Raw genomic sequence first — 14506 nt, forward strand, 5'->3', positions numbered from 1 at the left:
GGTGACAGCCGCGTCCTTGACGGACGCCCACGGCGAGCGGGACGCCCCGCCTATGCGATCTTCACGGCGCTTGATAGGTTCTCTACAGGTGCGCCGGGAAGTCTGGTCGGCAGTCCTTTCCCGCTGACCTGCGAAGGATGTGCCGGTGCCCGCCCGTGACCTGACGCCCGACCTGCCCGCCCTCCCCATGGACGCTCCCGTGGCCGGGCCCGTACGGATGCCGCCGGGCGCGGTGACGCCGGAGGTCCTGCCGGACCGGGTGCTCGCGACGTGAGCGTGCTGTCCTGGGTGAGCGTGGCGGTGTTCCTGGCCGCGTACGCGCTGATCGCCACCGAGAAGATCCACCGCGTGGCCGCCGCGCTCGGCGGCGCCGGCATCATGCTGGCCGTCCACGCCACCGGCGCCGAGGCGGCGTTCTTCTCCGAGCACTCCGGCATCGACTGGAACGTGATCTTCCTGCTGCTCGGCATGATGATCATCGTGGGGGTGCTGAAGCAGACCGGCGTGTTCGAGTACCTGGCCATCTGGGCCGCCAAACGCGCCCGCGGCCGGCCGTTCCGGCTGATGGTGCTGCTGGTGCTGATCACCGCGGGCGCCTCAGCGCTGCTGGACAACGTCACCACCGTGCTGCTCATCGCGCCGGTGACGTTCCTGGTGTGCGAACGGCTCGCGGTCAACCCGATCCCGTTCCTCATCGCCGAGGCGATGGCGTCCAACATCGGCGGCGCCGCCACGCTCGTCGGCGACCCGCCGAACATCATCATCGCCAGCCGCGGCGGCCTGAGCTTCAACGACTTCCTCGTGCACATGGCGCCGATGGTCATCGTGCTGATGGCGGTGTTCGTCGGCCTGTGTCACCTCCTGTTCGGCCGGACGTTCCGCTACGACCCCGAGCGGGCGGCCGAGGTGATGGCACTGAACGAGCGGGAGGCCATCGCCGACCGCAGGCTGCTGTGGCAGTCGCTGGCCGTGCTGGCGCTGGTGCTGGCCGCGTTCGTGCTGCATCCGGTGCTGCACTACGAGCCGTCGGTGGTCGCGCTGCTGGGCGCGGGCGTGCTGGTGGCGGCGACCAGGGTGACCACCGAGCAGGCCATCGCCGAGGTGGAGTGGCCCACGCTGGTGTTCTTCGCCGGATTGTTCGTCATGGTCGGCGCGCTGGTGGAGACGGGTGTGATCGGCGAGCTGTCCCGGGCCGCCGTCGCCGCCACCGACGGGCAGCTCGAAGTGACGACGATGGGGGTGCTCGGTCTCTCGGCCGTCCTGTCCGCCGTCGTGGACAACATCCCCTACGTGGCCACGATGAGCCCGATCGTCGAGCAGCTCGTGCAGGCGTCCGGGGACGGGCCGGGGCAGGTGCTCTGGTGGGCGCTGGCCTTCGGCGCCGACCTGGGCGGCAACGCCACCGCCGTCGGCGCCGCCGCCAACGTCGTCGTCCTCGGCATCGCCGCCCGCAACGGGACCCCGATCAGCTTCTGGCAGTTCACCAGGTACGGCTTGGTCGTCACGGTGGTCACGGTGGTGCTCGTCGCTCCGTACCTGTGGGTGCGCTACCTCATGTGACCGTTCTGCGATCTGCGTCTCGGCGCGGCACCCCAGCAGGAGCGGACGCCGCGCCCGAAGCCGAGGTGGCCCATGGCGTCAGCATCGGCGAACCCGCCGCACGGATGCCGCGGCTGCTCGGCGATCTGCCGCAGCCCGGCGACCGGATCCGGAGCCTGTCGCCCTTCCAGCTGCCTTACGACGCAGGGGGCGGCCCAGCCGATCCGGCCCTTGGCGCCGGCCGACCTGGGGACTTCCCTGATGCGGAGACGGGTCCCAGGGAGCTTCGATGGATGGGGCAGGGACCATTCGAGGAGGCGCGATGGACGACACCGAACTGGCGCCCGGACCGGTGGAGAACGTGACGCTGCTGACGGCCGCGGAGGGCGGGGTGTGGGCGGCTGCGGAGATCATCGCGCGGCTTCGGGCGCGCATGGGGGCTCGGGCCCATGACCAATCGTGACGGCTCACCGTCCGCTGCTGTAGCGGTCGTCCATCTGGTGGGCGGCCCGTATGTGCACTCCGGCGGAAGAAGGCTGGAGGTGCCCGAGGGCAGTAAGCGGCTGCTCGTGTTCGTCGCTGTCAGCGGTGGCAAGGTGGATCGCCGGCATGCCGCCGGGACGCTGTGGCCGCACGGCGACGATGTGCGCGCCGCCGGCAACCTGCGATCCGCGCTGTGGCGGCTGCGTACCGCCCGGGTCGACGTCATCGACAGCGACAAGCCGGTCCTCACCCTGCGGCGCGGCACTGTGGTCGACACCGACTTGCTGTGCGCCTGGGCCGATCGGGTGGTCGATCCGCGGGTGCCGACCTCGGAGCTGCGCGGGCTCCAGTGGCGGACCGAGGCGCTCAACCTGCTGCCAGGGTGGCACGACGACTGGGTGATCTTCGAGCGGGAACGGCTGCGGCAGCGGATCCTGCACGCGCTGGAGGCACTGTCCCGGCGGTGTGCCGCCGCCGGCCGTCATGACGAGGCCGTGGATGCGGCGCTGGCCGCCGTGTGCGCCGAGCCGTTACGCGAGAGCGCTCAGAAGGCGCTGGTGAGCGCCCATCTCGCCGAGGGCAATCTCAGTGAGGCGCGGCGTGTCTACCGTAACTACCGCCGCCTGCTGGCGCGTGAGCTCGGTGTGCGGCCCAGCGCCGGTCTCACCGCGCTGGTCGGCCTGCACAACTCACCGGTGCGGCCTTCAGCCGCGCGCTGAGCGGCGTGACGGCCGGGTGACGCCGGCCGGAAACCCTGGCCGCATGGCCGGGTTCGGTGGGATCGCTGCGGTGGGCAAGAGCCTCGAGCTCGTGCTGAACACCGGCTACCAGGCCACGCAGCCAGTGGACGGAGCCCTGACTCAGGCAGTGCTCGTGCGCACCGACGACATCGACCCGCCGGCCATGGCCCTGCCCCGGCCCGGGCTGTCGATCCTGCTGTACCGGGTCGACTTCAACAAGGTGACCCGGCCGGACTGGTCGGCCGTGGGCGCCGAGGACGGCAACGCCTACCTGCCGCTCGATCTGCACTATCTGCTCACCGCCTGGGCGGACAATGCGGAGCACGAGCACCGGGTGATCGGCCGCACCCTGCAGATCCTGGAACGGCCCGCCGGCCTCGGCGCGGCGCAGCTGCTGCCTGGCGGCGACTGGGGGCCGGGCGAGTCGGTGCAGTTCTTCCTCGAGGATCTGCCGACCGAGGACCTCATGCGGACGTTCGACAGCCTGCGCTGCAACTTCCGGCTCAGCGTGCCCTACCTCGCCCGCATCGTCGTGATCGCCACGAACGGCGGCGAGCCGCCGCCGCCGGTGCTCACCTCCGTGCGCGGCCTTCGGTCAGGGACCGGGCGATGAACGCGTACCTGCCCGCCGCATGGGCCGAGGGAGTGTTCCGGCTGCGGCTCGGCGTCGAACCGGTGGACGCGGTGGACCCGCTGCGCGAACCCGGCCTGACGGTCACCGTGCTCCTCGAGAAGGTGCCGTTGCCGCATCCGGTGCCGGACCGGCCGGACGACGGGATGGGACTGCCGGCCCTGCGGCGCAGCCGGACCGGGCGGTTCGCGGTACGGTTCGGATCACGGGTCACCGACACCGCGGCGCGCCTGCCGATCCGCATCATCGACCCTGCGGAGCAGTATGTGCCGCGGCGGTTGTCCGTCCCGGCGCCGCTTCTGGCGGACGTGCTGGCCGCCGACGATCTGCCCGCGAAACCGCCGCGGGCGCACCGGCCTGTGCTGTTCCCCGGCCGCCTGCGGGGCCTCACGCCGGGTACCACGGCGCTGCTCGGCCGGGTCGTGCGCGGCAGTGCGACGGGGGTCCCGTGGGCGCGGATCGAGGCGGGCCTGGCGGGCACCGGGCTGGTGCGGTGGCGCGCCCACGCGGACCGTCATGGCGAGTTCGTTCTGGTGGTCGGCGAGCTGCCGGTGCCGATCGTCACGTCGCGCGCCGAGACGATCGACATCGACGTGTCCGTGTACGCCCGTGACGCCGTACCGGAGAGCGAGCCGGTGGAGTCACCGTCCCGCTCCCGCGCCGACCCGCTCTGGCTGCTGCCGGTCGAACCGGTGGCCGCGCTCGAGGCCGGCGATCCGGTCGAGGCCGGCCACCTGATTCCGGCCGGTTACGGCCATCGCGTCACCACCCGGCGAACGCTGACGCGCGGCCGGGCCGTGCCTTCCGACCCCATCGTCGTCACCTGACCTTGAGAGGCTCCCATGCCCGAATACCTGGCTCCCGGCGTCTATGTCGAAGAGACCAGCTTTCGCGCGAGCACCATCACCGAGGTGTCCACGTCGACCACCGGTTTCGCCGGCCGCACGCGCTACGGCCCGGTGCAGTACACGGGCGGGCCACGGTCGAGCGAGCCCCGGCTGGTGACGAACTACTCGGAGTTCGAGCGAGTGTACGGCGGCATCGAACGGTACAACGACACCGACCAGTCGATCCCGTACCTGGCGCACGCCGTCCGTGCCTACTTCCTCAACGGCGGTCAGCGGCTGTACGTCTCCCGGGTCTACGATCCGGCGGACGGCACCGGCGTGGCCGTGTCCCCGGACATCCCGGTCGCCACGGTCCCGCCGTCGCTGGCGCGGTTGCGCGCCCGCTGGCCGGGCGAGGATGGGAACGTCGCCGTCACGTTCACGGCGGTCCGCTCCGGTGACGTCGGCATCCACGCCGGCACCACCACGGCGCGGGTCAACGGGGTCGAGCCGGGCGCGCTGCTGGAGATGACCGATCCTGGCCGGCAGCCGAGGCCCGGCGACGCGATCCCGCCGGCGGCGCTGCGGATCCTGCGGGTCGAACCGGACGGCACGCAGACCTTCGTGGACAGGAGCGGCAGCCCGGCCCCGCCGCCGGTCGCGTCCTGGCTCCTGCCGGTCGAGGTCACGGTCACGATCACCGACAGGGCCGGGCAGCAGACGGTCTACCCGCGGCTCGGCCTCGCTCCCGACGGCCGCCGCTCGCTGAGCCGGGTGCTCGACCGTGACGATCCGCAGGACGAGGACTGCCCGATCTGGTTCGCCTACGACTTCCCGGACGAGGGAACGGCGCGGATCGAGCTGTTGTTCGCGCTGGTCGGCACCGGGGAACCGGCGAGAACGTATCGCCTCACCGGCGGCCTGGACGGGGAGGCGATCACGGCCGCGGCGCTGCTGGGCGACGAGGCCGACCCGGACGACGCCGCGAGGAAGGCGACCGGGCTGCAGGCGCTGGCAGAGATCGACGACATCGCGATCGTCGCGGCTCCGGATGCGGGCGGCATCACCGATCCCGGCCAGCGTGCACTCGCCACGCAGAACCTGATCCGCCACGCCGAGCGGGCCCGCTACCGGATCGCCGTCGTAGACGGCCCGGAAGGCGCCTCCCTCACCGAGATCCGCGCGTTCCGCGGCAACTTCGACTCCACGTACGCCGCGCTGTACCACCCGTGGGTGGAGATCCTCGACCCGAGCGGGCCGCCCGCCCCCGGCGTGCCGACGCCCCGGATCATGCTGCCGCCGTCGGGCTTCGTCACCGGCGTCTACGCCCGCAACGATGTCACCCGCGGCGTGTTCAAGGCACCGGCCAACGAGGTGGTCTACGGGCTGAGCCGGCTCGAGATGAACATCAACACCGGCCGCAACCAGGTGCTCAACCCTGAGCACATCAACGCGCTGCGTTTCTTCGCCGGCCGGGGCAACCGGGTGTGGGGCGCCCGCACGCTGAGCTCCAACCCGGAATGGCTGTACGTCAACGTACGCCGCCTGTTCATCTTCCTGGAGCACTCGATCGACCTCTCGACCCAGTGGGCCGTGTTCGAGCCGAACGGCGAGGCCCTCTGGCGCAACCTGACCCGGACCGTCGAGGACTTCCTCGAGGTGCAGTGGCGCAACGGCGCGCTGCTCGGCGCGTCGCCCGAGGAGGCGTACTTCGTGCGCTGCGACCGCTCCACCATGACCCAGAACGACCTCGACAACGGACGGCTGATCTGCCTGATCGGCGTCGCGCCCGTCAAGCCCGCGGAGTTCGTGATCTTCCGGATCGGCCAGTTCACCGCGGACGCCCGCGGCTGACGCGTTCTGTTAGAAGGGACCCACCGATGCCCGAGCGCCCCGATCGCCGCCCGTACGGCGCCTTCCGGTTCAAGGTCGAGTTCGCGGCTTCCACCGTAGGCGGAGGCCGGGCGTTCGACGGCCACTGTTCCGACGTGTCCGGTCTCGGCTCCGAGATCAACTACTCGGACTACCGCGAGGGCGAGGACAAGTACAACACCGTCCGGAAGATTCCCAACACGTACAAGGTCGACGAGGTCACGCTCAAGCGCGGGCTGTACGGCTCGACCGATCTGTTCGAGTGGTTCAAGGAGGTGCGGGACGGCAAGTACATGCCGCGCTCGGTCACGATCACTCTCAACGACGAGGCCAACGCGCAGGCGTCGATCTTCACGCTGATCAACGCTCAGCCGAAGAAGTGGGTCGGCCCGACGCTGGTCGCCAAGGGCGGCGGTGAGGTGGCGATGGAGGAGCTGCACCTGGTCGCCGAGCGGATCGAGTTCCGGCCGTGAGCATCCGCACCGATGACGCGCTGGTGCTGGGTGCGCCCGGCGTCTACTACCTGCCCGAGGTGCCGCAGCCTCGGGCGGCCGTGGAACGCCTCGACGTGGCGGCGTTCGTGGGGATCGCGCCGCGCGGGCCTGCGTACGAAAGGGTCGACGATGTCGCCGATGTCGCCGCTTCCGGCCGCGAGGTCAGCCATCGCCGTTCTGTGCCCGTCCCGGTGGAGAGCTGGGATGAGTACGCGGAACTGTTCGGCGAGTTCGAGGGGCCGGGGCTGCTGCCGGACGCTGTCGCGGCGTATTTCGCCCAGGGCGGCCGGCGGGCGTACATCGTGCGGGTCGTCGCGGCGGCGCAGGACCCTCCCGGAGAGCTGAGGCCGCCGCCGGGCTGTGCCGCGTTCAGCGTCCTTCCCGGTCTCGGCCTGCGCGCCCGCAACGAGGGCTGCTGGGGCAACCGGCTGCTCATCACCTGGTCGTACGTGACCCGGGTGCTGACGGCGACGGTGACCGGCCGGGCCGGCGCGACCGAGATCGTGCTCGGCCCCGGCTCGGCCGTCGTGCCGGGCAGCGTGCTGCGCCTGACCGCCGCGCGCACCACGGGCACCAGCGGCACCACGGGCACCACGACCGCCACGGCCGCCATCGTCGTCGTGCGGCTCGTGGAAAGGCGCGGCCACGCGCAGGACGCCGGGACCGACCTGGTCGCGATCTGCGAGCCGGGCCGTCCAGCCGGGCCTGGCACCACCGTGGAGCTGGTGGAGGGCCGCCTGGAGGTGACCGACCCTGACCCGCGGCGCCGCCGCCGCGAGCTGTTCACCGGCCTGGGCCTGTCGGCCGCCCACCCGCGGTACGTCGCCGACGTCCTGCACCGCGACGCGCGGCTGGTCGCCCCGCTGGAGGGCCGCTTCGGTGACATCCTGCCGCCGACCAGCCTTGACCTGGCACGGGGCACCCCGATCCCCGGACTCGTGGGGGAAGACCGCTCGGACCAGGTCACGGCCGGCGACCTGCTCGACGACGAGGACGGCGTCCGCAGGCTGGCCGACGCCGACGAGGTGGCCTCCCTGGTCGTGCCCGATCTGTTCGCCCTCCCGCCGTTGGCGGAGCCGGATTCGTCCCCGCCCGCCGGCGACCCCCGTTTCCGTCCTTGCCAGGCGCCGCCCGCGCCCTCGCAGGAACCTGCCGGGGGCAAGCCTCGCCTCGGAGGGCTGATGCTCGACGTCTCCGGCACTGACGGTCTCGCCGCACTCGCCGACCGCCAGCAGCGGCTCGTGGACCTCGCGGAGGAGCTGCGGGTGGTCGCGCTCCTCGACGTGCCGCCGGGTATCGACGACGCCACCGTGCTGCGCTGGCGCTCCCGGTTCTCCTCCTCGTTCGCCGCCGCCTATCATCCCTGGCTGCGCGTCCTCGGCCACACGGCCACCCGGCGTCTCAAGCAGATCCCGCCCTCCGCCGTCGCGGCCGGCATCATCGCCCGCTGCGAGCTGCGCCAGGGCCTCGCCCGCGGCCCCGCCAACGAGCCGGCCGCCCAGGTCGTCGGCCTCGCGACCGCCGTACCTCCGGGCGCGCACGACCGGTTCCACCGGCTCGGCGTCAACGTGTTCGCGATGACGCCCGACGGCGTACGCCTCACCGGCGCCCGCACGCTGAGCGCCGAGCCGGCGCTGGACCGGCTCACCACCCGCCGGCTGCTCCTGGAGATCGAACGGGTCGTGCTGCGCCAGCTCGGCTGGACCGTGTTCGAGCCGGCCGGGGAGACGCTGCGGTCCGGCGTCCGGCGGCACCTCGAACAGCTTCTCGGCGAGCTGTCCGACGCGGGCGCGTTCGCCGGCGGCACGCCGGCTGACTCGTGGTTCGTCACGGTCGGCGAGCCGGACGCCACCGGGCCAGGCCGCCTGGTCGTCGAGGTCGGGGTCGCCCCCGCCGCGCCACTCGAGTTCGTGCTGGTCCGTGTGGCACTCGACGCCACCGGCGCCGGCGAGCCGCAGTTGCTCCTGGGAGGGGCGGTTCTGCCGCCGGCCTCCTTCGCGGGAGCAGGCGGCGGCCTCGCCCAGCCTGCACCGGGAACCGGAACGGCGGTGTGCCGTGCCTGACGAGTTCGCCCGGGCGTTCCGGTTCCGGGTCACCCTCAACCAGTCACCGGCCGGCCCGGGCACCGGCGGGGGCACCGGTCCCGTGCTCGGCGGCGGCGCCTTCCAGGAGTGCACCGGGCTCGACCTCGAGATGGACGTCGCCGAGTACGTGGAGGGCGGCCGGAACGACGGCGTGGTGCAACGCGCCGGCCGGGTCAAGCTCGCCCGGATCACGCTGCGCCGCGGCATGCTGCACCCTGCCGGCGGCGGGGGCGGCGGCGGGGCCGGCGGCGGCGTCGACGGCGCGCTGTGGCGCTGGTTCGCCGACGTCGTGGACGGCGTGCGTCCGCTGCGCCGCTACGACGGCACCATCCAGTTGCTGGACGGGCGGCACCAGCCGGTGGGCGGCTGGAAGTTCGTCCGCGGCCTGCCCGCCAAGCTGGTCGGCCCCGCTCTGAACGGCCGGACCGGGGAGATCGCCATCGAGGAGTTGCAGATCGCCCACGAGGGCCTGCGGTTGGAGGTGCCCTGATGGAGTTCGCCAAGGCCGTGCTCGAGGAGGTCGTCGACGGGCCCGGCACGCAGCGGGCCTCGAACGGCGCGCGGATCACGGTGCAGATCAACCCGGCGACCCTGCGGCTCCAGATGGCCAGCACCGCCGACTTCGGCAAGGACGCCGGCAGGCAGAAGGCGCAGTATCAGGGCTCGACCTCCACGCTCTCGTTCGACCTCGTCTTCGACACCGCCGACGAGGGCACCACCGAGTCGCCGCTGGACGTGCGAACCCGGACCCGTCAGCTGGAGCGGTTCGTGCTGCCCGCGATGAAGCAGGCCAAGGCCGTCCCGCCCCGCGTGCGGTTCACCTACGGCTCGTTCTCGGTCGTCGGGGTCATGACCGTGCTCAACCAGGACTTCGACTTCTTCGCCCGCAACGGGGTGCCGCTGCGCGCCAAGTGCGCGGTGACCATCAAGGAGCAGCGCCCCGAGTTCGACGCCACGCTGGCCGGCTCGGGTGCCAACACGGGCGCGGGGGCGACGCCGCCGGTGCCGCCCGGCGCTGGAGCCGGGGCCGCGCCCGCCGGGAACCCGCCCGGCACACCGGCGGGTTCGACGGGCACACCAGGCATGCCGGGCTCGCCGGGCACGCTGGGCGGGCCGCCCGCACCGCCGCCGGATCGCAGCGCGACCGCGCTGGCCGGGGAGAGCGCGCCGGACCTGGCGGTCCGGATGGGGCTTGATCCGCACGCCTGGAAGGGACTCCAGGGCATCACCGACCCGCTCAGCCTGCCCGCCGGTCTGCCCGTCGACTTCTCCAGCGCCCTCAGCGCCGGCCCGGGCCTCGGCGTGACGACCGGAGCGGCGGTCCCGCCCCAGGACCTCGCGAGCCTCGACGGCGCGGCGCTCGCCAGCGCGGGCGGGCTCACCCGGGTCCTCGCCGCCGCAGCCACCGCCGACGCCGGCGCCGCCGCCCAGGCGACCCGGCAGGACTTCGTCCCAGGCCGGTCGTCAGCCACGCCATCCGGCGCCACGTCGTCCGGCCCCGCGTCATCCGGCCCCGCAATGTCCGGCCCCGCGATGTCCGGCCCCGCGATGTCCGGCCTCGCGTCGTCCGACCCGCGGGCGGTCGGCTACGGCTTCGGTGTCCCGCTGCGCCCGCGTACCCCCGTCGGCCACGCCGTCACCGCCGGACTGGTGAGTGGAGGCCGGCGAGCAGTCGCGGGCGCGGTGGAGCCGCCGCGGACCGCCGACCCCACCGTGGCCGGCTGGCTGGCGTTACGCGAGGACCCGGACCGGGCCGGTGGCGGATGCGGAGGTGCGTCGTGACCGTGCACGTGGCAGAGCTGACGAGCCAGGTGGAGCTGACCGGCGTCCCGCCGGTCGCACAGGCTCCGGCCGGTGCGCCCGCCAGAACACCCGGCTGGCACGAAGCGCAGCGCTTCGCCGAGCTCGCCGAAGAACGCCACCGCGACCGGGCACGCACCGCGGGCGGAGGCTTCGATGACTGAGCCCGCCTTCGCCGCGACGGCGCCGGTCTTCTCCGCCGATGGCGCCCACGAGCCCGAACTGGGACGCGACCTGGTGCGGCTGGACGTCGCCGAGGACGTCCTCGGCCTGCGTACGCTCAGCGCCTGCTTCCTGGCCACCGCGCCGCGCCGCCGTTCGAGCAACGACGTCGTCGAGTACCTCGACGGCGGCACCCTGGATTTCGGCAAGCGCCTCCAGGTGACGCTCGGGCCGCCCGGCAACGAGCGGATCGTCTTCGCCGGATCGGTGTCCGCGCTCGAGGTGCGGTTCACCGAGGGCGACGTGCCGGTGGTGACCGTGCTGGCCGAGGACGACCTCATGCGCCTGCGTCTGCGGCAGCACAGCGAGACGTACACCTCGTGCACCGACGCCGACGTGGCCGGACGGGTGGTCCGGCGCCATGGTCTCAAGGCGGACATCTCGCTCGACGGCCCGACCTACGAGTCGGTGCAGCAGCTGAACCAGAGCGACCTGGCGTTCCTGCGCGAGCGGGCCCGGCGGCTGCAGGCCGAGCTGTGGGCCGGCGACGGCGTCGTCCACCTGGCCACGCGCGACCGGCGGCCCGGCACCCAGGTGACCCTCACCCGCGGCAGCGACCTCATCGACGTCGCGGTGCGCGCCGACCTGGCCCATCAGTGCACCGCGGTGCGTGTCTCCGGGTACGACGCCCGCGCCCGCGCCGCCATCGACGCGGAGGCGCCGTCCTCCACCGTGGACACCGAGATCACCGGAGGCCGGACGGGGCCGCAGACGCTTCGCCGCGCGTTCGGCGACCTGCCCGGCCGGCGGATCCGGGACGTCCCGCTCGCCGAGCCGGTGGCACGGGCGCTGGCCAGGGCCGAGATGCTGCGCCGCAGCCGGGCCTTCGTGCAGGTGCGCGGCACGACCGCGGGCACGCCGCAGCTGGTCGTCGGCAGCCGGGTGCGCCTGGCTCGCTGCGGCCGCCCGTTCGACGGTGACGGCTACTACGTCACCGGCTTCCACCACAGCTACGACCTCACCAGCGGCATGCGTACGCGTTTCACCGCCGAGCGCCCCACCGTCAACGCCGCCTGAGCCGGAAGGACCGTGATGAGCGAGGAATGCCGGACCTGGTTCGGTCTGTATCCGGCGCTGGTCACCGACGTGGTCGACGGCAAGCGGCAGGCACGCGTGCAGGTGCGGTTTCCGTGGCTGGCCGGCGACGGGGCGCGCGCCCGCTACTGGGCGACGCTGCTGACCCCGTACGCCGACCACGATCAGGGCTTCGTCGCGCTGCCCGCGGTCGGCACCCAGGTGGTGGTCGGCTTCGAGTTCGGCGACCTCGAGCGGCCGTACGTCGTGGGGTCATGCTGGAACGGCAAGGAGATGATGCCCGTCACGCCGGCGCGGCCCAATGACAAGCGCATGATCAAGAGCAGGTCCGGGGCGGTGCTGGAGTTCGACGACAAGGCCTCGGCCGCCAAGGTGACGCTGGCCAGCGGCCGCGGGCACACCGTGGTCATCGACGACGGCGCCGGGACGATCGAGATCCGGCACGCCAACCGGTCGAGGATCACGATCGACAGCGCCGGCATGGTCACGATCAGCACCATGGGGACGGTGGACGTCACGGCGGCGGCCCTGAACGTCCACGCCGCCACGGCCACCTTCGACGGCATGGTGAGCTGCACCAGCCTGATCGCCTCCGCCGCCGTCGTGTCGCCGTCGTACAGCCCGGGCGCGGGGAACGTCTGGTGACCGCCGCCGACGCCCTCCTCACCCACGACTGGCGCGTGGTGGCGCCCTGGTGGCACTGGCCGCGCCTGGGCGGCGTTCCCGCGCCCGGCGAGGAGGCCCAGCGACGCGCGGTGCGGCTGCAGGCGCCCGTGCTGCAGAAGTACGACGGGCCTGACCTGGTGAACACGTTCCTCTCCGACCCGCAACGACGCCTCGAGTTCATCGACGACTCCGACCGGGTGGCCACCCTCAGCGAGAAGCGTCCCGGCGGCCTGCCGCAGCGCACCACGGCGGGCGGGATCCGCAAGCTCTACCTGCCCACCCATCACCGGCACTATCTGGTGGTCTGCGCCCTGCACTGCGACGCGGCCGGCTTCCCCCGGGCACGGGCCGACGACGTCTGCGAGGCCGGCTTCGTGGTCCGGCGCCGCACCGCCGACCTCCCCGGTGGTCCGGACGGCGAGGCGGCCACCCGGTTGCGCCACTGGGCCCGTGCCCGGGGGCGGGCCCGGATCGCCGAGCGGCGGCTGCTCGGTGAGACCGGACTGCGGCGGAACCTGCTGCAGCACCGGCTCTCCGCGCTGGCCGAGGCGGAACGGGCCGCCCGGGAACGCGTCCGTGAGGTGGCCCAGGAGGCGGGAGCCCCGACCCGTACGCTCTCGGGCTGGATCCCGGCCGGCGTCGACGCCGCCGGCGTGCCCGGCCCGATGCCCGCGTGCGGCGACTCCGGAGCCGCCGGGACGCGCACCCCGCTGACCGGCGTCGGCTCCTGGACGCCGGTCGAGGAGCTGCCGGAGCACCTGGCCGAGGCGGCCTACCCGCTGGCCTCCGTGCTGGCCGATCCGGCACGACCCGGATCCGACGCCGCTCTTCAGACGCTCTACTTCGGCGTGGTGCCCACCGGCTCGGGCGACATCGACACGACCGGCGGGCCGCGCTTCGACGACGGCGACGACTACGAGATCCGCTGCTTCGCGCGCCGGCATCGCCCCGAGTGCCCGCGCGACGGCGGGCACTGCCTTTGCCCGATCTTCTGGTCCGAGCCCACCGAGCCCTACCGGCTGGCCGGCCACTTCGACCTCGAGGGCTGCGCCCACCGCCCGGCCACGGTGCAACTGCCCGACCTCGCGCAGTTGAAGGCCGACGCGTTGCGGCTCGGCCCCGGTGGCGCCGGCGGCCTGCGTTTCCGCTCGCCGCCAGGCTCCGCGCTCGCCTTCCGCACCGAGGACCTCAAGGCGGTGCGTAAGGAACCGCCGAACGCCTTCCCGCAGGTGTGCTCCTTCGCCGTGCCCCTGATCACCATCGTGGCGTTCTTCGTGCTCCAGCTGTTCCTGCCGATCGTCGTCCTCGTCTTCCAGCTCTGGTGGATGCTCGCGCTGCGCTTCTGCCTGCCGCCGGACGTGCCCCTCGGCCAGGATCTGATCGACGACTTCGAGAGGCTCGGCGACGGCCTGGACATCAACGGGACCGTCGCGGCGGCAGTGGTCAACCGGCCGACGTTCGTCAAGGCGATGGCCGACCTGCTCGACGACCTCGAACCGCAGAACAGACCACTGGGCCAGGAGATACGGGAGGCCCACGGGAAGGGCGGGATCGACGCCGCCACCTACGCGGTACTCGGACGCGCCGCGCTCGCCCAGGAAGCCGGGCAGCATCCCCGGGTCTTCGCCGCCCGCGTCGAGCGGAACGAGGTGGTGACGCCGTGACCACCCCGATCGGCGCGCGCCTGGGCACCGGATGGGCCTTCCCGCCGGTGCCGACCGCCACGCCCGCCACGCCCGCCACGCCCGCCACGCCCGCCACGCCGGGCACGCCCGGCACGCGCGGCTTCGCCTGGCAGAGTGGCGCCGCCCTGGTCCGCCAGTCGATCCTGCTGATCCTCGACACCGAGCCGGGCGAGCGGGTGATGCGCCCGGACTTCGGCTGCGGGCTGAGCCGCTACCTGATGGAGCCGAACAACCCGGCCACCCGGGCCGCCATCGCCCGGGACGTCACCGCCGCCCTGACCGCCTGGGAGCCGCGGATCGAGCTGACCGCCGTGGACGTCACCACGACGGACGACCCCGCCACCGTGCTGGTCTCGATCAGCTACCTGCACGTCCGGGACCAGAGCGACGGCGGCCTCCGCTTCACCCTCGACGTGGCCGGAGCCTGA

16 protein-coding genes are annotated in these 14506 nt (G+C 73.1%); all 16 read left to right on the plus strand.

The window, feature by feature from the left end; translation table 11 throughout:
• The first annotated feature begins 145 nt into the window (after window positions 1-145).
• Window positions 146-274, plus strand: coding sequence for a hypothetical protein (locus FXF51_RS62695; protein WP_262379684.1), 129 nt, complete (start codon window positions 146-148; stop codon window positions 272-274).
• The gene (locus FXF51_RS20255; protein ID WP_148436080.1) at window positions 271-1560 is read left to right on the plus strand and encodes an ArsB/NhaD family transporter; all 1290 of its coding nucleotides are present in this window, start codon (window positions 271-273) and stop codon (window positions 1558-1560) included. The genes FXF51_RS62695 and FXF51_RS20255 overlap by 4 nt, the downstream gene beginning before the upstream one ends.
• A gap of 301 nt (window positions 1561-1861) precedes the next feature.
• Window positions 1862-2002, plus strand: a complete 141-nt coding sequence (locus FXF51_RS60865; RefSeq protein ID WP_187414465.1) for a hypothetical protein — start codon at window positions 1862-1864, stop codon at window positions 2000-2002.
• Entirely contained in the window at window positions 1989-2741 is a 753-nt protein-coding gene (locus tag FXF51_RS20260) for a BTAD domain-containing putative transcriptional regulator (protein ID WP_148436081.1), read from the plus strand. The genes FXF51_RS60865 and FXF51_RS20260 overlap by 14 nt, the downstream gene beginning before the upstream one ends.
• Before the next feature lie 43 nt (window positions 2742-2784).
• The gene (locus FXF51_RS20265) at window positions 2785-3375 is read left to right on the plus strand and encodes a DUF4255 domain-containing protein (protein ID WP_148436082.1); all 591 of its coding nucleotides are present in this window, start codon (window positions 2785-2787) and stop codon (window positions 3373-3375) included.
• Complete coding sequence (locus FXF51_RS20270) at window positions 3372-4220, plus strand: hypothetical protein (RefSeq protein ID WP_148436083.1); 849 nt, start codon at window positions 3372-3374, stop codon at window positions 4218-4220. Before FXF51_RS20265 ends, FXF51_RS20270 begins: the two co-directional genes overlap by 4 nt.
• 15 nt (window positions 4221-4235) lie before the next feature.
• Complete coding sequence (locus FXF51_RS20275; RefSeq protein WP_148436084.1) at window positions 4236-6074, plus strand: phage tail sheath subtilisin-like domain-containing protein; 1839 nt, start codon at window positions 4236-4238, stop codon at window positions 6072-6074.
• A gap of 26 nt (window positions 6075-6100) precedes the next feature.
• The gene (locus FXF51_RS20280; protein WP_148436085.1) at window positions 6101-6565 is read left to right on the plus strand and encodes a phage tail protein; all 465 of its coding nucleotides are present in this window, start codon (window positions 6101-6103) and stop codon (window positions 6563-6565) included.
• Entirely contained in the window at window positions 6562-8649 is a 2088-nt protein-coding gene (locus tag FXF51_RS20285; RefSeq protein ID WP_148436086.1) for a phage tail sheath C-terminal domain-containing protein, read from the plus strand. The genes FXF51_RS20280 and FXF51_RS20285 overlap by 4 nt, the downstream gene beginning before the upstream one ends.
• Window positions 8642-9160, plus strand: a complete 519-nt coding sequence (locus FXF51_RS20290; RefSeq protein WP_148436087.1) for a phage tail protein — start codon at window positions 8642-8644, stop codon at window positions 9158-9160. Before FXF51_RS20285 ends, FXF51_RS20290 begins: the two co-directional genes overlap by 8 nt.
• Complete coding sequence (locus FXF51_RS20295; RefSeq protein ID WP_148436088.1) at window positions 9160-10452, plus strand: hypothetical protein; 1293 nt, start codon at window positions 9160-9162, stop codon at window positions 10450-10452. The genes FXF51_RS20290 and FXF51_RS20295 overlap by 1 nt, the downstream gene beginning before the upstream one ends.
• Window positions 10449-10634 carry a hypothetical protein gene (locus FXF51_RS20300; protein ID WP_148436089.1) on the plus strand — a complete coding sequence of 62 codons (186 nt, stop codon included), beginning with the start codon at window positions 10449-10451 and terminating at the stop codon, window positions 10632-10634. Before FXF51_RS20295 ends, FXF51_RS20300 begins: the two co-directional genes overlap by 4 nt.
• Complete coding sequence (locus tag FXF51_RS20305) at window positions 10627-11709, plus strand: phage late control D family protein (RefSeq protein ID WP_148436090.1); 1083 nt, start codon at window positions 10627-10629, stop codon at window positions 11707-11709. Before FXF51_RS20300 ends, FXF51_RS20305 begins: the two co-directional genes overlap by 8 nt.
• Before the next feature lie 15 nt (window positions 11710-11724).
• Window positions 11725-12372 carry a phage baseplate assembly protein V gene (locus FXF51_RS20310; protein ID WP_148436091.1) on the plus strand — a complete coding sequence of 216 codons (648 nt, stop codon included), beginning with the start codon at window positions 11725-11727 and terminating at the stop codon, window positions 12370-12372.
• Complete coding sequence (locus tag FXF51_RS20315) at window positions 12369-14057, plus strand: hypothetical protein (RefSeq protein ID WP_148436092.1); 1689 nt, start codon at window positions 12369-12371, stop codon at window positions 14055-14057. The genes FXF51_RS20310 and FXF51_RS20315 overlap by 4 nt, the downstream gene beginning before the upstream one ends.
• Complete coding sequence (locus FXF51_RS20320) at window positions 14054-14506, plus strand: GPW/gp25 family protein (RefSeq protein WP_222871380.1); 453 nt, start codon at window positions 14054-14056, stop codon at window positions 14504-14506. Before FXF51_RS20315 ends, FXF51_RS20320 begins: the two co-directional genes overlap by 4 nt.

Source organism: Nonomuraea sp. PA05 (assembly GCF_008086045.1).
Lineage (GTDB): Bacteria > Actinomycetota > Actinomycetes > Streptosporangiales > Streptosporangiaceae > Nonomuraea > Nonomuraea monospora.